An 18,677-nucleotide genomic window follows, 5' to 3' on the forward strand; every position below is an offset into this window, starting at 1 on the left:
GTGAACACGCTCCTTCCGGTGACGATCGCTGTCCTCCCAGTTCAGAGGCTTTCCCGGTCGGCGGTTCCGCGGTCGAACTGGTCCCATCGCTTGCGAGGCAACTGGCTCTGGGCGAGATCTGGCACCAGTCGTAGTGTGAGGTGAACACCGAAATAAGTGATGTGGATCACACATACGATTGAGTCGCTGAACCGGTGGGTGCCCGGCATCGACGTACGACCGACGAGGTCGGGTCAGGTGAGGGCCACGGCAGCGTCTTCTGGAGGAAAATGTGGACAGTACCGTTCCCGGACACACCGACAGTTCAGGTCTCGGCAAGGGCCTGAAGCGCAGGCACATGAATCTCATCGCCCTGGGCGGGGTGATCGGCGCCGGTCTCTTCGTGGGCAGCGGTGTCGTCATCGGCGGTGCCGGTCCAGGCGCCATCATCTCCTTCCTCATCGCAGGCATCATCACCTTGCTGATCATGCGGATGCTGGCGGAGATGGCGGTGGCCCGGCCGGTGGTCGGATCGTTCTACGTCTACGCTCGCCAGGCCCTGGGGCGTCGCGCCGGGTTCGCGACGGGCTGGATGTACTGGTACTTCTTCGTCATCGTGGTCGCGGTCGAGGCCATCGCCGGCGGCCGGATCCTGCAGCTCTGGCTGCCGATGATTCCGCTGTGGCTCCTGAGCCTGGGGCTGATGCTCCTGCTGACGGCCACCAACATGGTGTCCGCCCGCTCCTACGGCGAGTTCGAATACTGGTTCTCGTCGATCAAGGTGGTGGCGATCGTTCTGTTTCTCGGGATGGGCGCCCTCTGGATCACCGGACTGTGGCCCGATTCGACGCCCGGGCTCGGCAACCTTGTGAACCACGGCGGCTTCACCCCGCTCGGCTGGGGTGCGGTGCTCGCCGCGGTGGTCCCCTGCGTCGCCTTCTACACGGGAGCCGAGATCGTGACGATCGCCGCTGCCGAGTCGGAGGAGCCGAAGCGTGCTGTCGCCCATGCCATGCGGTCGATCGTGGTGCGGATCGTGACGTTCTACGTCGGTTCGATTCTCGTGGTCGTCACGATCCAGCCGTGGAACACCGAGAGTGTCGGTGTGAGTCCGTACGCCGCGGTGCTCGAGGTCCTGGGAATTCCCGGTGTCGCGACGATCATGAACTTCATCGTCCTCACCGCGGTCCTCTCCTGCCTGAACTCGGCGCTGTACACCACGTCCCGCATGCTGTTCGCGCTCACCCGCAACGGCGACGCCCCGAAGTTCTTCACGACGCTGTCCCGCAACGGCGTGCCGCGTCGTGCGATCCTGCTCGGCACCACCGTCGGATACGTGTCCGTCGCCTGCACCTACGTGTGGGGCGACGTCGTCTTCGGCTTCCTCGTCAACTCGTACGGCGCCGTCGCGCTGTTCGTGTACCTCCTGATCGCCATCTCCCAGGTGGTGCTCCGACGTCGACTCGAGCGCGAAGACCCTGAGGCACTGCAACTCCGGATGTGGCTGTTCCCGTGGCTGAGCTACGCCACCATCGCCCTGATGGCCACCGTCATCCTCGCGATGGCGTTCCTGCCGTCCACCCGCTCCCAGTTCCTCATGAGCGGTCTGACGTTGATCGTCATCCTGATCAGCTACCAGGTACGGAAGTTGCTCGGCAAGGGCGGTCACGACGACGAATCACTGTCCGGTGCTCCCCCGATCGGTTCCGCGGACGAGTCGGTCGCGGAGGCCGAGAAGCGCATCGAGTCCGTGGAGACGCTCGGCGGCTCGGACATCGAACTGCTGGCGGCTGCGCAACAGAAGCCGCACACCCATCGTCACCAGAGGAGACAGTCGTGAACAGTTCCGCCGTCGGTACGGCGCGCGTCAAGCGTGGCATGGCCGAGATGTTGAAGGGCGGGGTCATCATGGACGTCGTCACCCCCGATCAGGCGAAGATCGCCGAGGACGCCGGTGCGGTGGCGGTCATGGCGCTCGAGCGGGTGCCCGCGGACATCCGGGCGCAGGGTGGGGTGTCCCGGATGAGTGATCCGGACATGATCGACGGCATCATCTCCGCGGTGTCGATCCCGGTGATGGCCAAGGCCCGGATCGGGCACTTCGTTGAGGCGCAGATCCTGCAGTCCCTCGGGGTCGACTACGTCGACGAGTCCGAGGTGCTGACCCCGGCCGACTACGCCAACCACATCGACAAGTGGAAGTTCACCGTCCCGTTCGTGTGTGGTGCCACCAATCTGGGTGAGGCGTTGCGGCGGATCACCGAGGGTGCGGCGATGATCCGGTCCAAGGGTGAGGCCGGTACCGGTGACGTGTCGAACGCGACCACGCACATGCGGACGATCGGTGGGGAGATCCGCCGGTTGACCTCGCTGAGCGAGGACGAGCTGTATGTGGCGGCGAAGGAGCTGCAGGCGCCGTACGACCTGGTCGTCGAGGTCGCCAAGGCCGGGAAGTTGCCGGTGACGATGTTCACCGCCGGTGGTATCGCCACCCCGGCGGATGCGGCGATGATGATGCAGCTCGGTGCGGAGGGTGTGTTCGTCGGGTCGGGCATCTTCAAATCCGGTAATCCGGCGGAGCGGGCCGCGGCGATCGTGAAGGCGACCACGTTCTTCGACGACCCGGACGTGCTGGCGAAGGTCTCCCGCGGGCTGGGTGAGGCGATGGTCGGCATCAACGTCGACGACATCCCGGTCCCGCACCGGCTCGCCGAACGCGGCTGGTGACGTAGGTAATCCCGCTCCTCCGAAACCACTGTGGGCCGGTTCTGCTGTCGTGCAGCAGAACCGGCCCACAGTCGTCGTTCAGCCCAGCAGTTCGGGAAGCTTCGCTGCGCTCTCCAGGATGTGCGTGTGGGGCTCCGGACGCAGCGCCGCCGCGTCGTGGGCGCCGGTCAGAACACCCACCACGTAGCGCGCCCCGGCGTTCGTCCCGGCCCGGAGATCGTTCGGGGTGTCGCCACCCACCAGCACCTCGTCGACGCTCTGCGCTCCGGCGAGTTCCATGGCGCGGAAGATGAGATAGGGCGACGGCCTGCTCATCCGCACCTGGTCGCTCGTGATCACACCGTCGATGTCCCGTCCGATCTCCCACCCGACCTGCTCCAGCAGCGGTTCCGCGATCTGGCGTGAATAGCCGGTCTGGAGAACGATCTTGATGCCGCGCTGCCGCAACGCACCGAAGGCGTCGTGAACCCCGGGCAGTGCGGTGGGCGGCGTCTTGCGGTACGCAGCCAGAAGCATTGCGGTGAAATCGGATTCGACGGCGTCCAAAACATTCTTCTCGACCGGCACGCCGCTCTCCCGCAGCAGTCCCTCGATGGCCTGCCTCTTGCCCGTGCCCTTCCACCGGTCGAACCGATCGTCCGGAATCGGTTCGCCGAGGTGCTCCTCGACGGTGTCGCGTAACGCGACGTACACGGCGCCGCCTTCGTCGACGCTCGTTCCGGCAATGTCCAAGGTGACCAGGGAAACCCCGTGTTCGGTCATGGGTGTGACTCCTCACTGTTGAGCCACTGGCAGGTGATGCTGTCAGTGGGCGATCATCGACAGCACGTCGGCAATGACGTCGCTGTTGGTACCGCACGACAGATCGAGCGTCCGGCAGCGGTCGTAGTACGGGCTCAGATCCAGCCCGACTCCCAGTCCGTACACCTCGACGGCCCGCTCGTCCTCGTGTCGCTCGACCACGTCCTGCAGGTGGTGGTCCAGGTAGAACTCGTCGTTGGCCAGCGCGGTGGCGCCGTCCAGGGGGCTTCCGTCCGAGATCACGAACAGGAGCCTCCGGCCCTGGGTGCCCCGCATCCGGGAGCACGCCCAGTCGACGGCCTCACCGTCGACGCCTTCTTTGAACAGGTCGTTCTTCAGCAGTCCCGCGATCGCGGGACGGGCTCGGCGCCAGGAAGTTTCGGCGTCCTTGAACACCAGCTGCCGGACCTCGTTGAGGCGTCCCGGGTTGTGCGGACGGCCGGACCGGAGCCAGTCTCGGCGGGCCCGTCCCCCGTTCCATGCGGTGGTCGTGAAACCCAGGATCTCGCAGCGGGCGTCGGCCAGTTCGAGTGCCCGGGCGAACACGTCGACCAGGATCGCAACCGGTTCGCTGAACTCCTTCATCGAACCGGAGCAGTCGATGAGGAAGGTCACGGTCGTGTCGGTCTGCGGCTCGGTGCGTTCGGCCCGGAAGAGTCTGCGATCGGTGGGCGAGGTGACCAGCTGGGCGAGCCGGCGACCGTCGAGGTATCCCTCTTCCCGGCCGCCTTCCCATCCGTCGGTGACCGGTTTCGAGAGCAGGGCCTTCAGTTGCCGTCCGAGCTTCCGGACGTTGAGGTGCTGCAGGTCGATGCCGAGGTCGAGCCGCCGGCGGTACTCCTGCAGCAGTTCGGGCCGGACGAGGGACGCGATCTGTCGTGTCTCGTCGTAGGCGCGGGTGAACACGCGGTACCCGTCTCCGTCCTCCCCCAGCGCGCGACTGCGCCCCGACTCCGCGGTCCGGAAGGCCTCGCCGTCGTCGGGTTCGAAGTCGAACAGGAGGGAGAACGCCACCCGGCCGGCGCTCCGGTCGTCGGCCGAGACGTCCGTGTCGGTGAGTGACTCCAGGTGACGGCCGATCAGCTCGGCGACTGCCTGTGCGTGGACCCCGAAGTCGTTTTGCGAGAAACGGGTTCGACGCAGCCACGGGAGGTGGCCGCCGAGAACGGAGGCGAGAGCGAACCGGGTCGATTCGATCAGGTCCTCGATGGCCTCGGGTATCGGCTCGGCGGTGATCCGGGCCCGGCACATCTGCGTCACCGTGAACAGCAGCATTCCGTGCACGGTCTCGGTCGGCCCGGACGCCACGTAGTCCTGTGACCATTGCGTGAAGCGGTGGGAGAGGTTGGCGCACACGCCACCCCACGCGTCGGCGGCCAGCGATTCGACACGGAACTGTTCCAGGATCTCGAAGATCAGCCGATCCGCGGTGCCGTCCGGGCACAGGCTGCGATGCAGGACGGGGTCGGTGTGGAGGAGACGCGACGCCATGCCGTCCGCCGCGCCGCGGAAGGACGCGAAGTCGGCGCCGTCGAAGGACGGGTGCAGATGTGGGGCGGGCATCGGCACGCGCCGATGTCCGCGGTGGAGTTCCGGTCCGCGAAAGTGCAACTCACTCTGCCCCGCGAGAGCACGGATCGTGCCGGCACAGAGTTCGTGAACCTCCTGCTGACGGCGGACCGACGCGGGGCGCACGGGCAGTTCTGTCATGACTGCCCGCTCAGGCCGTGCTCGTCGCGAGCATCGCCGACCGCTCCAGTTCCGAATCGAAGCATCGCTGGAAGTACTCGGCGACGACGGGCCGCTCGGCCTCGTCGCACTTGTTGACGAACGACAACCGGAATGCCAGTGCCGGGTCGTGGAAGATCTCGATGTTCTCGGCCCAGGTGATCACCGTGCGCGGCGACATCAGCGTCGACAGGTCGCCGACTCGAAAACCGCTCCGGGTCAGGTTGGCCACGGCCACCATCGACCCGATCAGGTCCCGGCTCAGTGACGGCACCCGCGCGGACACGATCTCGATTTCCTGTTCCGCGGGGAGGTGATCGAGCGTCGCGACGATGTTCCAGCGATCGATCTGCGCGTGATTGAGCCGCTGCACGCCGTGATACAACCCGTTGAGATTGCCCAGGCCGACGGTGTTGGCCGTGGCGAACAACCGGAAGGCCGGATGCGGAGTCAGGACCCTGTTCTGGTCGAGCAGGGTGAGTTTCCCGTCGCGTTCGAGGAGACGCTGGATCACGAACATGACATCGGGGCGGCCGGCGTCGTATTCGTCGAGGATGAGGGCAACGGGTCGCTGCAGTGCCCAGGGCAGGATGCCCTCCTGGAATTCGGTGACCTGCTTACCGTCTCGCAGGACCACCGCGTCCCGGCCTATCAGGTCCAGCCGGCTGAGATGCCCGTCGAGGTTGACCCGCACACACGGCCAGTTGAGCCGCGCCGCGACCTGCTCGATGTGCGTGGACTTGCCGGTGCCGTGCAGACCCTGCACCATCACCCGGCGGTTGCGGCCGAACCCGGCGAGCAGGGCCGTCGTCACCGCGTGGTCGAACCGGTACGCGGGGTCGATGTCGGGGACGTGGTCGACGGGTTCGCGGAAGGCGCGAACCGTCAGGTCGGTGTCGATTCCGAACAGCTCGCGTGCGGACAGCACGTGGCTGGGTGCCGCAGTGGTCATTTCGGGCATACGCCCTCCTTCAGTTCAGGTCTGGCGAACCGTCGTCCGTGACCTCGTTCTCGATCTCACCGATGGCGTCGGCTGCCCGCCGCAACGCGGGCAGAAGCTTGAGCGCCTTGTCGGGGGTGAGTCGCATGACCGGGGCCTGGACTGCGATGCAGAGGTTGGAATTGCCTGTGGCACAGGGGACGAGTACCGCAGCGCACACGAGGCCGGGAAGGAACTCTTCGTCGTCGATGGCGTAACCGTCACGGCGGACCTGCTTGAGTTCGGTCTCGATCAGCTCGACGTCGGTGACCGTCTTGGTGGTATACCTCTCGAGCGGCATTCGCGCGAGAAGTCGCCGTCGCTGGGCAGGGCTGAGCTGCGACAGGATCATCTTGCCGCTGGCCGAGCAGTGTGCGGGCACCCGCGATCCCGCATGGAGTGTAAAGCGAAGGGGCTCGGAGGTTTCCACGCGGTCGAGATACACCACTTCGCTACCCGACAGGGTGGTCACGTTGCAGCTCTCGCCGAGTTCCGCGACGAGGTTCCGGAGGATGGCGTGTCGTGCGCCGTGGTGGGTGTCGTTGAGCAGCAGATTTTCGGCGAAGCGTCGCAGGCGCACGCCGGTGCCGTAATGCCTGCCGTTGTTCTGCCGGGTGAGGAGTCCGGCGCCCTCGAGTTGCTGGAGCATGCGGTGCAGGGTCGGCTTGGCCATGCCCGTCTCCTCGACGAGCCCCTGCAACGTGAACAGCTGGTCCTTGGAGGCGATCATCTCGAGCAGTGCGAACAGGCGGAGCGTCGGTGTGTCTCCGGGTAGCTCCGTAGTCGGGTGTCCGTTCGACTCGTCGATCCGGTGAATCTCACCCACGGTTCCTCCTTGGCCGAAACGGCGACGCATTCGCATCGTGTATCGAAAAATCATACATCTCGTTCCAGTTTTAGGAACATTTATTGACGAAGTGTGTGACGTGGCCTACTGTCGTTCCAGATCACAAAATCACGAACGAAACGTTCCGATTTTTGACATTCTCTGCCGGTTCCGGCGCGCCCCTGAAGGAGGATCACACATGAGCAAGAAGAAGAACGGTGCCGATCGCACCGCTGTCTCCGGTGTACAGAAGATGACACCGTCGGAGGCGTTCGTCGAGACGATGGTCGCCAACGGCGTCACCGACATGTTCGGCATCATGGGATCCGCCTTCATGGATGCGATGGACATCTTCGCTCCCGCCGGGATTCGGCTCGTCCCGGTCGTGCACGAGCAGGGCGCGGGACACATGGCCGACGGGTATGCCCGGGTCAGTGGGCGGCACGGCATGGTGATCGGGCAGAACGGTCCGGGTATCAGCAACTGCGTCACCGCGATTGCCGCCGCGTTCTGGGCGCACAGCCCCGTCGTCATCGTCACTCCCGAGGCCGGCACCATGGGAACGGGCCTGGGCGGCTTCCAGGAAGCCAACCAGCTGCCGATGTTCCAGGAGTTCACGAAGTACCAGGGGCACGTCAACAACCCGAAGCGCATGGCCGAGTTCACCGGCCGCTGTTTCGACCGCGCGATGTCCGAGATGGGCCCGACGCAGCTCAACATTCCGCGCGACTACTTCTACGGTGAGATCGAGACGGAGATCCCGCAGCCCACCCGCCTCGACCGCGGTCCCGGTGGCGAGACGAGCCTGAACGAGGCGGCGGAACTGCTGGCGCAGGCCGAGTTCCCGGTCATCGTGTCCGGCGGCGGCGTGGTGATGGCCGACGGTGTCGAGGAGTGCAAGGCACTCGCCGAGCGTCTCGGCGCCCCCGTCGTCAACAGCTACCTGCACAACGACTCGTTCCCCGCCAGCCACCCGCTGTGGACCGGACCGCTCGGCTACCAGGGTTCCAAGGCCGCGATGAAGCTGATCAGCCAGGCGGACGTGGTGCTTGCCCTCGGTACTCGCCTCGGCCCCTTCGGAACGCTGCCGCAGCACGGCATGGACTACTGGCCGAAGAATGCCAAGATCATCCAGATCGACGCCGACCACAAGATGCTCGGTCTGGTCAAGAAGATCTCCGTCGGAATCTGCGGCGACGCGAAGGCCGCTGCCGTCGCGCTCACCGAGCGGCTCGAGGGCAAGGCCCTCGTCTGCGACGCCAACCGCGCGGCACGCGGCGAGAAGATCGACGCCGAGAAGGCCGCGTGGGAGAAGGAACTCGACGAATGGACGCATGAGCGCGATCCGTTCAGCCTCGACATGATCGCCGAACAGGAAGGCGAGGAGGGCAACTGGCTGCACCCGCGTCAGGTGCTGCGCGAGCTGGAGAAGGCGATGCCGGAAGACGTGATGGTGTCCACGGACATCGGCAACATCAACTCCGTCGCCAACAGCTACCTGCGGTTCGAGAAGCCGCGCAGCTTCCTCGCCCCGATGAGCTTCGGTAACTGCGGTTACGCGCTGCCGACCGTAATCGGCGCGAAGGCGGCGGCACCGGAACGGCCCGCCATCGCCTACGCAGGTGACGGCGCCTGGGGCATGAGCCTGGGCGAGATCATGACGGCTGTCCGGCACGACATCCCGGTCACCGCCGTCGTCTTCCACAACCGGCAGTGGGGTGCGGAGAAGAAGAACCAGGTCGACTTCTACAACCGCCGCTTCGTCGCCGGTGAGCTCGAGAGCGAGTCCTTCGCCGGGATCGCACAGGCGATGGGCGCCGAGGGCATCGTCGTGGACAAGCTCGAGGAGGTCGGTCCCGCACTGCAGCGCGCGGTCGCCGCACAGATGAACGAGGGCAAGACGACGGTCATCGAGATCATGTGCACCCGCGAACTCGGCGACCCTTTCCGCCGCGACGCGCTGTCGAAGCCGGTTCGCCTGCTCGACAAGTACAAGGACTACGTGTAGTCCGCTCCCTGCGAGCACGTGGCCCCCGGCGCAGACGCCGGGGGCCACGTCCCGTGCCGTCCTGGTACCGACGATTCGACGTCGTCTGGACCTGTCGCTTCGCCGCCGCTACCCCCACACTTCTGACGGAGACAACGGCGAACGAAAGCGGTGCAACAGGATATGGCGGCAACGGTGTGGGATCTGTCGTTGCCTGCCCTCCTCTTCGCGCTCGGCGTGGTGGTGGCAGGCGGTGTCGTCCGTGGTTTCGGTGGTTTCGGTGGCGCGATGGTGTGGGTCGCGGGACTCGTCGTCCTGCTCCCGCCGACGTCGGTGATCCCGACCGTGTTCGTCGTCGAGGTCGTCGCGAGCGCAGCGATGCTGCCCCAGGTGTGGCGGCAGGTGCACTGGAAGTCGTTGCGCTGGTTGTTCGCCGGCACCCTGATCGGTATGCCGCTGGGGATGTGGGCGCTCACGCAGCTGTCCGGTGACCTGGTGCGCGTGCTGCTGGGTGTCGCGATCATCGGCTCCGCCGTCGCCATGGCCGCCGTCCCCGACCGGCAGTCGCTGCCCGGCCCCGGGGTGACCACGGTGACGGGCGTGGCGTCCGGTCTCCTCAACGGCGGCTTCGCGCTCGGTGGCCCGCCCGCCGTCCTGATGTACTTCTCCGCGTCCACCCACGTGGCGGCCGGACGCGCCTCGCTCGTCGTGTTCTTCCTCGTCATCGACGCGTTCGGCGCCGCGGGGTCGGCCGCCGGTGGTCTTCTCACCGTGCCCGTCCTCGCGCAGATCGTCCTGTTCACGCCGCTCTGCATGTTCGGCGCCGCCGCGGGGAAATGGCTGTTCGACCGCACCACCGCCCAGCAGGTCCGTCAACGGGTGCTGTGGCTACTCGGCTTCCTCGGCGCCGCCGTCCTCGTGCAGGTGGCGTTGCGCTGACCGTGTTTCCCGGGAACTCGAATCCCCCGAATCGCGCTGGAACAGACTCAAACTCGACACCGACCGTTGCAGGCCGTCGAGAGTCCGGGGATCCCAGCCGGTCAGCTGCTGCCAACGGTCGAGCCGGTAGGTGATCGAGTTCGCGTGCAGGTGGATGTCCCGTCCGGCCGCGCTGATGGAGAACTCGTTGCGGGCGAACGCCAATACCGCCTCGACGAGGTGCGGATGGTCCGCGGCGACGGCGACACCCGGCTCCAGCAGTGTGGCGAGCTCGTCGCGATGGTCCGCCAGGGTGGCGGCAACCCACTCGTCGGCGAAACGGACCACCTCACCGGTAGGCGAGGCCAGATGCAGGACCCGGCGCGCGTCCGTGATGCTCATCGCCGCGCCGGCCAGGCCGGGGCGGCCCAATCCGACTCCGACCGTGGTGCCCGGGTGACCGAGCCGGACCTCGCGGATGATGTCGTCGACCGGTGCGCGCTGGCTCAGGGCGATGATGACGGTGTCGTGCCCGCTGCATTGAGTGGTGCCCGGGATCGTGTCCAGGGTGCGTTGCAGCCGTTCGAGCTGCGCTTCCGACCACTCCTCCGCGGCGACGCACACCGCTTGGAACTCGTGCTGCGCGGTGAAACCCAGCGCCTCTGCCAGCTCGCGCACATCGCGGTGGTCGCCGTCGACCGACCTCGCGAGGGCCTCGAAGAACCGGTATCGCACCCCCGCGCGGATGGCCTGTTCGCTTCGGGTCGCATCGGTGTGTCCGACGGCGACCGCGCTGGTGGCGGTGTGGACGAGGTCCCACATCATGCCGCCTGCGCGCAGCAGGTCGGTTGTCGGCTCGGCGGCTGTGGCCACCATCGTGTTCCACAATTCGCGGGACGCGATGTGGTACGTCTCGATGACGTCGGACAGTGGCAATCCCTGCATTGCCCGGCGCCGCCCGAGCTGACGCGAACGCTCGAGGACGTCGTCGGCGAGAGGCTCGCTCTCCGCGAGGGCGCGCAATGTCGCCGCGAGCTGCCGCCTGATGTATCCGCGCTGCTCCTCGATCGGTACGGCGGCGTACGACTGCAACTCGGCGCGGATCTGACCCACCGCTCGGTCGGTTACCGATTCGATCTCCTCCGAGACCTGCCGGCACAGCCGTTGGATCGTGTCTTCACCCACGGACTCGGGCACCCTCTCCCTCGCATTCCGCACTCCCGTGAAATTCACGAACCACCGCGACGTTTTCCGGGATTCGCCCATGGCCCGAGGGGAGTGATTCAGCACACACTAGTGCCAGAGTGCACGTCGACCGGCACCGGACCCAACCCGCGACGCCGGTGGACGCAGTCGGAATAGGAGACAAAACAATCATGTCCAACGAGGCAAAAAGCGCCTTACTCGCGATAGGTGTCCCGTTCGCCGGGGTTCTGGGCGGCATCGTCGCCCTAGCCGGATCCACGGCCACGGTCTTCGGAGTCCCCATCCTGTTCGCGTGGTTGTTCCTGTGGATGCCGCTCACCTCGCTGTGCCTCCATCTCGCCTGGAAGTTATTCGACCGCAAGGACTTCGAAGCTGCCGAGCGCGCCGAATCGGCCGCTACGAGCGCTCGGACGGGAGACCAGTCATGACCGCGGCCTTCTTCACCCTCGTGCTCGTCCTCGCACTCGGGGCAGGCGTGCTGTCGCGGCGCGGCAGCAAGAAGGAGATCTCCGACTACCTGGTGGGTGGCCGGTCGTTCGGTCCGCTGCTGGTCTTCATCCTGGGAGCGGGCGAGGCGTACAGCATCGGCACCCTGATCGGTTTTCCCGGCGGCGTGTACGCGCACGGGGCGAGCTACGGCGTCTGGTTCATCGGGTACATCCTGCTGGCCTACCCGATCGGATACTTCTTCGCGCCCTATCTCTGGCGGGCGGGCAAGAGATACGGCGCCATGACCCTGCCCGATGTGGCCGGGCGCCACTTCCGGTCGCGTGGGCTGGAATTGACGATCGCCATCGCTTCGGTCGTATTCCTCATCCCGTGGGGCCAGCTTCAGCTCGCCGGACTGCAGATCGCGCTGACCGGTCTGGGTATCTCCCTCGACCCCACCGTCGCGGTCTTCGCCGGCGCAGCCCTTGCGCTGCTGTTCCTCATGTTGTCCGGGGTGCGCGCCCCCGCATTCGTGTCGTACGTCAAGGACACCGCCCTGTTGCTCGGCGCCGTCCTGATCGGACTCGCGGCGGTGATCGAGACCGGTGGCACCGAGAAACTGTTCGCCGCGGCGGCAGCCAGTGGTGGCGGCTCGGCCTCACACTCCACGGTCACCGGGTCGTCACTGACGTTCGTCCTGACGACGATCGTGTTCCAATCGGTCGGGTTCTTCATCTTCCCGATCATCGTGCAGGCCGTGCTCGCGGCGAAGTCCGAGGCGACGATCAAGCGGGTCGCCAAGTTCAATCCGCTGTACATGCTCATGTACCCGTTCCTCGTCGCCGCCGCCTTCGGGGCGATCACGCTGCTGCCGACGAAGCTCGAGGGCACGGAATCCGACCAGGTGCTCTTGCAGTTGTCGCGACAACTGTTGCCCGACTGGCTGACCGGCGTCGTCGCAGGCGGCGCGGCCCTCTGTGCGATCGTGGTGCTGTGCGGAGCGGCCCTCGGAATCGGCGCGATCGTGTCGCGCAACATCATTCCCGGGATCCCGGAGTCTCGCCAACGGGTCTGGGTGCGCGGAGTCGTCGTGGCGTACCTCGGGATCTCGCTCCTGCTCACCCTCGCGACACCTCAGCTCCTGCTCACCCTGGTCAACACGGCGTACTACGGCGTCACCCAGGCCGCGGTGGTCTTCGCGACGATGGTCTTCGGATGGAAACTGCGACCCGCTGCCCTCGCCATGGGCGTGGTGCTCGGCGACGTCGTGGTGCTGTGGCTGTATCTCGACAAGCACGGCCCGGTGTCCGCCTGGCTCGCCGAGCACGGTGTAAATCTCGGCGCGGCCGCCCTGGTCCTCAACGTCCTCTTCGTGGTGTCGACGCGGGTGTTCTGGCCACCCACCGATCCCGTCCGCGGCCTTCGCGCCGACGGCCGAACGTCCGGCACCGCCGCGGGATCCGTGGCCGCACGCAGCGAAGTGGGTGCCTGATGTCCCGGACACTGCTCACGGCCGATTCGATCCACACCCAGGACCCGTCGTCGCCGACGGTCGAGGCGCTGGTCATCGACGGAGCCGACGTGATCGCCACCGGCACCGCGAAGGACATGGCGGATCGCGCCGGAGTCGGCGCCCGCCGACTCGACCTGCCCGGGGCCACGGTGATCCCGGGTCTCATCGAATCGCACATCCACCCCACCTACGCCGGCCTCACCGACGGCTGGGCGGACTGCCGGACACCACCGTGCCGGTCGATCGCCGACATCCAGCAGGCGTTGCGTGCCGCGGCCACCGGCAGCGGATGGATCAGGGGATGGGGTTACGACGACACCCAGATCGCCGAGGGGCGGCATCCGACCCGGACGGATCTCGACGCCGTCAGCACCGATCGTCCGGTCATCGTCCTGCACATCTGCGGGCACTTCGCCGTCGCCAACACCGCCGCACTCGCGGCCGCAGGCATCGACGAATCCACGGTGCCGGTGGACGACCCGCTCTTCCCTCGCGGCGCCGACGGCCGTCTGACCGGGATGGCGTGGGAAATCGATGCGGTCGCGAGGCTCACCGCGGCGGTTCCCGCGCTGACCGAGCAGGAGGTCAACGGCGCCCTGCTTCGCAGCCTGCTGTCGGCGCGGTCGCGGGGTATCACCACGATCCACGATCTCGGGGTGGGTCTCTCGGCCGGCGAGCAGGAGCTGACCGCCTACCGCTCGCTGGACGCGTCGGGTGAGCTGCCGGTGCACGTCGTCGGGTTCCTGCGCGGTGACATGGCGCTCGAGGCCCTCGACGACCGGGGAGTCACGTTCGAACACGCACCCGCGGCCGGAGCACGCTTCCGGCTGGCCGGCGCGAAGTTCTGGGCCGACGGGTCGATCCAGGGGCTGTCCGCCGCACTCCGCACGCCGTACGCGTGCGACCCCAACCATCACGGCGACCTGCTCTACCCGCAGGCGCAACTCGACGAGATGATCCTGCGGGTGCATCGCGCGGGCGGTCAGGTCGCCGTGCACGCCAACGGCGACGCGGCGGTCGGCGCCGCGATCACCTCGCTGAGGAGGGCGCAAGCCACCGACGGCCGGGTGGGACGGCACCGCATCGAGCACTGCCAGGTGAGCGCACCGAGCGACCTGGCCGCGATCCGGGAATCCGAACTCGGGGTGAGTTTCTTCGTCAACCACGTCTTCTACTGGGGCGATCGTCACCGCGACCGGTTTCTCGGTGCCGAGCGCGCCGCCGAGATGGATCCCCTCGCCTGCGCCGACGAACTGGGGCTGCGATTCGGACTGCATTCGGACTGCCCGATCACCCCGATGGACCCGCTCGCGACCATCAGGACAGCGGTCACCAGGATGACGAGGGGCGGCACCGTGCTCGGCGGGAACCAGCGGATCGGAGTGGATCGCGCGATCCGGGCCATGACCATCGACAGCGCGTACCTGGTGCACGACGAGACCCGTGTCGGAACCTTGACAGCGGGGCGTCGTGCGGACCTGGTGGCGCTGGGCGGCAGTCTCGGGGATCTCGCGGACGGCACCACCGAAATACCCCGTCCCACAATGGTCATGATCGACGGAGAAGCGGCGGATATGCGGTAGTCCGAACGTAAGTGCCTCAGCTGAAACGGAACTTGTCCCCGCCGATCAGGCGAGGGCGGGTTCCGGCTACCGGCGGAAACTCCGGGTGAGCTCCCGGAGACACTGAACGGCGGCTGGGCGGCGAAATGAAGTACGACGGGTGCCCCGGCGTGGCTGCGGTCGGCGACGGTCACGGGCCGGTGTTGTGGACCCGCAACCGATTCGATGGCGGCGCCGTATCCGGAGCCGGGCGGTCCAGCCCCTCAGCAGGTAACCCGCCCCAGCGGCCGCCGACAACTGCTGAGCATGCTCGCCCCCTCCCGAACGAGTCCGGTGAGGATCGCTGTGCCCTCGGTGGAAGATCTGGCTGACCGTTGTCGGTTTCGCGTCAACCCACCCGGTTGCGGCCCAGAATCCAGGTGTTGACGGTGCCGTCCCGTTGGTAGTCGAGGCGGTCGAGAACCGTGGTGGCGATGACGAGGCCGCGGCCGCGTTCGGCGAGGTCGTCTGGGAGTTCGATGGTTGTGAGGTCGACCGACACGGGATCGCCGTCGTCCTCGAACCGGGCTTCGATCCGGTCCGGCAGGGCACGGACTTCGAGTGTCATGGTCACACTGTCACCGGAAGTGTGCTCGATGATGTTCGCGGCGATTTCAGCGACAGCGGACTCGAACTCGATGCGCCGTGGCACGTCCAGCGGGTCGTGCGCCCACAGGTCCGCGAGGAGTTCGTGGACCTCGTCCAGGCTTTCCGGGCGGGCGGTGGTGCGAAGCCGCCGGGAGAAGGAGCCGAGTTCAGCGGCCATCGAATGCGGCATCGACCGAATCGTGTGTTCGAAGTACACGATTGAGATTGGTCAGCGCGAGTACGGTCTCGACTTGCTCGGTGGGCTGGGCGATGCGGAGGTCGCCACCGGCCTGTCGGGCGGCCTTGAGGCCGGCGATGAGTGCCCCGAGCCCCGAGGAGTCGATGAAGTCGGTGGCGCTGAGATCGACTACCACGCGGGTCGTTCCGCCGTCGACGACGTCGCGCAACAGCTCTCGCAAGCGCGGCGCTGCGACCATGTTCAGCCTGCCGGCCGGACGTACCACCGCCACACCCTCGTCCGTGGTACGGCTCTCGAACTCGATCATGCAGTTTCCTCCTGTCGGAATCCGCGATATCGGACCGCGGGGATGACGACACTCAAGATGACCAGGTCGAACGCGACCCAGAACAGGTTCACACCGACACCGAGGACGGAGATGTTCCCGAGCGCCAGATGAATCACGCCGATCACCGACGCGAGGACGAGTGCTGCCATCGCGATCAGCTGGTATCGCACCAAATACCACGGGGTCGCACCGTGTTCCTGCCGGGTCTTGGGCGTTACCGCGAAGCCCAGCGGCCGCGCTGCGTACACGTTGAGGACAGCGGTCCAGCACGCCTTGATCCAGACCGGGAAGAGGGCGAGGCTGTACTGCTGGCCACGCCAGGTGGGTGTGCCGCGGCTGACCACGAAGAACACCAGCTGGTTGAGGACGAGGAACGGGACGAGACGGCCGAAGAACTCCCAGCTGTATGCCTGCACGGGCATGACGCCGAAGACGAGATATATCACGGGTGCGGCGATGTAGACGACGGCGGCGAAGCCGGAGAGATAACTCCACATCGTCGCCCAGTACATCAGCCGCTGCGCGAGGGTGAGACCACGCTGCAGCAGCGGGTTCTCCCGGAACATCACCTGGATGGTGCCCTGCGCCCACCGCAGTCGCTGAGTCAGCATCGTGCCGGCGTCTTCCGGTGCCAGACCGTGGGCAAGGTTCTCGTGGTGGTAGGCGGTGCGCCAACCGAGTTCGTGCAGTTTCATGCACGTCGCCATGTCCTCGGTGACCGAGATGGTGGCCATCGGCAACACCGGCTGCGCCTCGTCGTCGCGGCCGACGTCAACCGCTCGGATCAGGGTGCGGACGGACTCGATCGCGCCGAGCGGCGACCATTCGCGTTCGGCCAGCCGTGCCAACGCGGCGTCGTCGAGTACCGCGACGGGAGTGTCGGTATCGTGCAGATCCGATTCCAGTGCGGCAATGGCCGCCAGGTCCTCGCGCATCGACCCGACGTCGGTGTCGACGATCCGGCGCGCGGCGGCGTCGACCCGCTGCTGGAAGTCATAAGTAACGTCGGCGAGTGGTCGGTTGCCGCGGAGGGCTTCCCGTGCCGAGTGGACGGCCTCGGTGACATCATCGAGGGCGTCGGCGATCTCTTCCTGGTCCCCGTTCAGCTCGGCCCGAGCTTTCGTGACCACCTTCGCGGCGGTCCGCAGTGCCCGATGTACGTCGCGTTCGACGGCTTCGACATATCCGGCGATGCCGAGCTGCATCAGGGCGTCGCGGCGCAGAACGGCGTTGGACCCGCAGAAGAACGCGGCGTTCCAGCCGTCTTTGCCCTGTTGGATGGGACCGTAGAAGAGGGGGGCCTGGCTGCCGAGAGGATCGCTCGCGGTCACGTTCACGAAGTACTGCGGTGTCTGGACGATGGCCATCTTCTCGTCCCTGAAGTATCCGAGAGTGCGGTCGAGGATTGCTGGATCGGGTACCTGGTCGGCGTCGAGGACGAGAATGTACTCGCCCTCGGTGAGCAGGAGTGCGTTGTTCAGGTTGCCGGCCTTGGCGTGCCGGGGTTTGTTCGTCCAGGACGCCGCGCGGGTCATGTAGCGCACGCCGAGTTCGTCGGCGGCGTGGGCCAGTTCGGGGCGGTCACCGTCGTCGAGAATCCATGTGGTGTGTGGGTACCGGATCCGGTGTGCCGCGGCTGCGGTCGCGAGCACGAGGTCCTCGGGTTCGTTGTACGTGGTGATGAAGACATCGACGGTGAGGTCGGGCGGCGGCGGTGATGGCGTGGGCCGCTCGGTCGCAGTCACCAGAGGCGAGGCGCCGGTCTACCCGTCCTCCGATCGCGTCGCTCCGCAGGCGCACAATCCGCTGCGGGGCTGGAAGTCGTGCAATTGGGCCTGGAGGGCGGCGCGGGCTCGTTGGACACGGGAGTTCTTGCCTGGCCAACGAGATTCCCGTCTTGCCGGACCCCCGGGATCCTGTCCGTCAGCGGAAGATCGTCCACACCGCGGCGGCGGCGAGCGCCACCACGACCACGCACATCACGACCGTGAGGAAGTGTTCGTTGTCCGCGAGGAGTTGCTGCATGAGACGATGTGTGCGGTTTCGGCGCCGGTCGGAGCGAATCGACGAGCATCGACAACCCGGCGCTGATCAATGAGTGCCGGGGCCCCAACGGGTGAGGAGGCTAGTGCGCCTTGGCCGTTCCCTTCCTGCGTGCGGTCGTGTCAGGTCGTGCTTCCTGTGCGGATTCGTCGCCGGACTCCCCCGCCGAATCAGTGGGCGTCGTGATCCGACGTTTGCGCAGTCTGTGCGGCTTCGCCTGTTGTTCTTCTTCGACCGCGGGAGACGAACGTTCGTCCACGTCTTTTCCGTGGTCCAGCGCCTCGTCGACGGTGGAATCTTCAGGGTCCCGCGGGTGGGCGTGCTCGCGACGGCCGATCCTCTTCACCCCGGCGACCAGGTGCCCGCCGCCGGCCACGACGTGCGCACCGCCCGACCGGAGGCGGTCGCGGAACGAATCGACGTGCTCGCTGCTGGCATCGGCCGTGGCGGCCGCCGTGTCGAGTAGCTCGCCGCGAACCGAATCGCCGAGGTCCGCGATCTCCGGAGACGAGGCGAGGAACCCGGATCCCTGTGCGAGCAGATCCTCAGGCCCCTTGGGGGACCGCCCGCCCGCTCCAGCGATCTTCACGGCCATCTTCAACTGGTGTGTGCGCCCCAGTAGATATCCGGCGCCGACCGCTGTGGCCACCTCTACTTTGGTTTTGGTCTTCCTTATTTTCACCATCGAACCCACCTGCTGTGTGTCGTCGCCACGCGCTGCGTCGGGCGTCGGGAGCATGTGGAACTACGGCGCGTCGGTGCGCGCGAGGCGTATACCGTGATTACCCCGTGTGCCCGGTTCCCAATCGCCCGTCGAGGGCGCTG

General features: G+C 66.7%; 16 protein-coding genes. 7 read left to right on the top strand and 9 right to left on the bottom strand.

Annotated features, from left to right (window positions below; genetic code table 11):
* Positions 1–271: 271 nt before the first annotated feature.
* Positions 272–1,819, top strand: a complete 1,548-nt coding sequence (locus GO592_RS31560) for an amino acid permease (protein ID WP_005564656.1) — start codon at positions 272–274, stop codon at positions 1,817–1,819.
* A complete protein-coding gene (pdxS, locus tag GO592_RS31565) occupies positions 1,816–2,706 on the top strand; it encodes a pyridoxal 5'-phosphate synthase lyase subunit PdxS (protein WP_081315467.1) in 891 nt (296 codons plus the stop codon). Before GO592_RS31560 ends, pdxS begins: the two co-directional genes overlap by 4 nt.
* A 78-nt stretch (positions 2,707–2,784) precedes the next feature.
* Here pdxS and GO592_RS31570 read toward each other — a convergent pair whose 3' ends face one another.
* The 4 genes from GO592_RS31570 to GO592_RS31585 are packed head-to-tail and all read right to left on the bottom strand — an operon-like array spanning position 2,785 to position 7,040.
* Positions 2,785–3,468: a phosphonatase-like hydrolase gene (locus GO592_RS31570; protein WP_007298657.1), complete on the bottom strand. Its 684-nt coding sequence runs from the start codon at positions 3,466–3,468 to the stop codon at positions 2,785–2,787.
* A 42-nt stretch (positions 3,469–3,510) separates the two neighbouring features.
* On the bottom strand, positions 3,511–5,217 hold the full coding sequence (locus tag GO592_RS31575) for a cobaltochelatase CobT-related protein (protein WP_007298658.1): 1,707 nt from the start codon (positions 5,215–5,217) through the stop codon (positions 3,511–3,513).
* Positions 5,218–5,227: 10 nt separating this feature from the next.
* Positions 5,228–6,196 (bottom strand): AAA family ATPase, encoded by a 969-nt coding sequence (locus GO592_RS31580; RefSeq protein ID WP_039951914.1) that lies wholly within the window; start codon positions 6,194–6,196, stop codon positions 5,228–5,230.
* A gap of 10 nt (positions 6,197–6,206) precedes the next feature.
* Positions 6,207–7,040 carry an IclR family transcriptional regulator gene (locus GO592_RS31585; protein ID WP_005265605.1) on the bottom strand — a complete coding sequence of 278 codons (834 nt, stop codon included), beginning with the start codon at positions 7,038–7,040 and terminating at the stop codon, positions 6,207–6,209.
* Positions 7,041–7,239: 199 nt separating this feature from the next.
* Here GO592_RS31585 and xsc point away from each other — a divergent pair, with 199 nt between their 5' ends.
* Both xsc and GO592_RS31595 read left to right on the top strand, forming a co-directional pair.
* A complete protein-coding gene (gene xsc / locus GO592_RS31590) occupies positions 7,240–9,048 on the top strand; it encodes a sulfoacetaldehyde acetyltransferase (RefSeq protein ID WP_007298660.1) in 1,809 nt (602 codons plus the stop codon).
* A 162-nt stretch (positions 9,049–9,210) separates the two neighbouring features.
* Positions 9,211–9,966, top strand: a complete 756-nt coding sequence (locus GO592_RS31595) for a sulfite exporter TauE/SafE family protein (protein WP_007298661.1) — start codon at positions 9,211–9,213, stop codon at positions 9,964–9,966.
* Here the strand turns inward: GO592_RS31595 and GO592_RS31600 are convergent.
* Entirely contained in the window at positions 9,916–11,142 is a 1,227-nt protein-coding gene (locus tag GO592_RS31600) for a PucR family transcriptional regulator (RefSeq protein WP_007298662.1), read from the bottom strand. The two genes, GO592_RS31595 and GO592_RS31600, sit on opposite strands and share 51 nt — an antisense overlap.
* A gap of 179 nt (positions 11,143–11,321) precedes the next feature.
* Here GO592_RS31600 and GO592_RS31605 point away from each other — a divergent pair, with 179 nt between their 5' ends.
* Genes GO592_RS31605 through GO592_RS31615 form a run of 3 tightly spaced genes read left to right on the top strand, consistent with a single transcriptional unit; the run spans position 11,322 to position 14,676 of the window.
* Positions 11,322–11,579 (top strand): DUF3311 domain-containing protein, encoded by a 258-nt coding sequence (locus GO592_RS31605; RefSeq protein WP_005561835.1) that lies wholly within the window; start codon positions 11,322–11,324, stop codon positions 11,577–11,579.
* The gene (locus GO592_RS31610) at positions 11,576–13,072 is read left to right on the top strand and encodes a sodium:solute symporter family protein (protein WP_007298663.1); all 1,497 of its coding nucleotides are present in this window, start codon (positions 11,576–11,578) and stop codon (positions 13,070–13,072) included. The genes GO592_RS31605 and GO592_RS31610 overlap by 4 nt, the downstream gene beginning before the upstream one ends.
* Entirely contained in the window at positions 13,072–14,676 is a 1,605-nt protein-coding gene (locus tag GO592_RS31615) for an amidohydrolase (RefSeq protein WP_007298664.1), read from the top strand. Before GO592_RS31610 ends, GO592_RS31615 begins: the two co-directional genes overlap by 1 nt.
* Positions 14,677–15,043: 367 nt before the next feature.
* Here the strand turns inward: GO592_RS31615 and GO592_RS31620 are convergent, their stop codons facing one another.
* From GO592_RS31620 to GO592_RS31635, 4 genes are all read right to left on the bottom strand, one after another.
* On the bottom strand, positions 15,044–15,460 hold the full coding sequence (locus GO592_RS31620) for an ATP-binding protein (protein WP_007298665.1): 417 nt from the start codon (positions 15,458–15,460) through the stop codon (positions 15,044–15,046).
* Positions 15,450–15,788: an STAS domain-containing protein gene (locus GO592_RS31625; protein WP_007298666.1), complete on the bottom strand. Its 339-nt coding sequence runs from the start codon at positions 15,786–15,788 to the stop codon at positions 15,450–15,452. Before GO592_RS31625 ends, GO592_RS31620 begins: the two co-directional genes overlap by 11 nt.
* Positions 15,785–17,554: a glycosyltransferase family 2 protein gene (locus GO592_RS31630; RefSeq protein ID WP_007298667.1), complete on the bottom strand. Its 1,770-nt coding sequence runs from the start codon at positions 17,552–17,554 to the stop codon at positions 15,785–15,787. Before GO592_RS31630 ends, GO592_RS31625 begins: the two co-directional genes overlap by 4 nt.
* A 380-nt stretch (positions 17,555–17,934) precedes the next feature.
* Positions 17,935–18,537, bottom strand: a complete 603-nt coding sequence (locus GO592_RS31635) for a hypothetical protein (RefSeq protein ID WP_237720492.1) — start codon at positions 18,535–18,537, stop codon at positions 17,935–17,937.
* Between the last annotated feature and the right edge of the window lie 140 nt (positions 18,538–18,677).

Origin of the sequence: Rhodococcus sp. 21391 (assembly GCF_016772255.1) — a bacterium.
Taxonomy (GTDB): Bacteria; Actinomycetota; Actinomycetes; order Mycobacteriales; family Mycobacteriaceae; genus Rhodococcus_F; species Rhodococcus_F opacus.

Excerpts from the sequence above, each read along its gene's own strand:
- GO592_RS31575 (WP_007298658.1), bottom strand. The coding sequence starts at position 5,217 with ATGACAGAACTGCCCGTGCGCCCCGCGTCGGTCCGCCGTCAGCAGGAG.
- GO592_RS31620 (WP_007298665.1), bottom strand. The coding sequence starts at position 15,460 with ATGGCCGCTGAACTCGGCTCCTTCTCCCGGCGGCTTCGCACCACCGCC.
- xsc (WP_007298660.1), top strand. The coding sequence starts at position 7,240 with ATGAGCAAGAAGAAGAACGGTGCCGATCGCACCGCTGTCTCCGGTGTA.
- GO592_RS31625 (WP_007298666.1), bottom strand. The coding sequence starts at position 15,788 with ATGATCGAGTTCGAGAGCCGTACCACGGACGAGGGTGTGGCGGTGGTA.
- GO592_RS31635 (WP_237720492.1), bottom strand. The coding sequence starts at position 18,537 with ATGGTGAAAATAAGGAAGACCAAAACCAAAGTAGAGGTGGCCACAGCG.
- GO592_RS31610 (WP_007298663.1), top strand. The coding sequence starts at position 11,576 with ATGACCGCGGCCTTCTTCACCCTCGTGCTCGTCCTCGCACTCGGGGCA.
- GO592_RS31580 (WP_039951914.1), bottom strand. The coding sequence starts at position 6,196 with ATGCCCGAAATGACCACTGCGGCACCCAGCCACGTGCTGTCCGCACGC.
- GO592_RS31615 (WP_007298664.1), top strand. The coding sequence starts at position 13,072 with ATGTCCCGGACACTGCTCACGGCCGATTCGATCCACACCCAGGACCCG.
- GO592_RS31570 (WP_007298657.1), bottom strand. The coding sequence starts at position 3,468 with ATGACCGAACACGGGGTTTCCCTGGTCACCTTGGACATTGCCGGAACG.
- GO592_RS31595 (WP_007298661.1), top strand. The coding sequence starts at position 9,211 with ATGGCGGCAACGGTGTGGGATCTGTCGTTGCCTGCCCTCCTCTTCGCG.
- GO592_RS31605 (WP_005561835.1), top strand. The coding sequence starts at position 11,322 with ATGTCCAACGAGGCAAAAAGCGCCTTACTCGCGATAGGTGTCCCGTTC.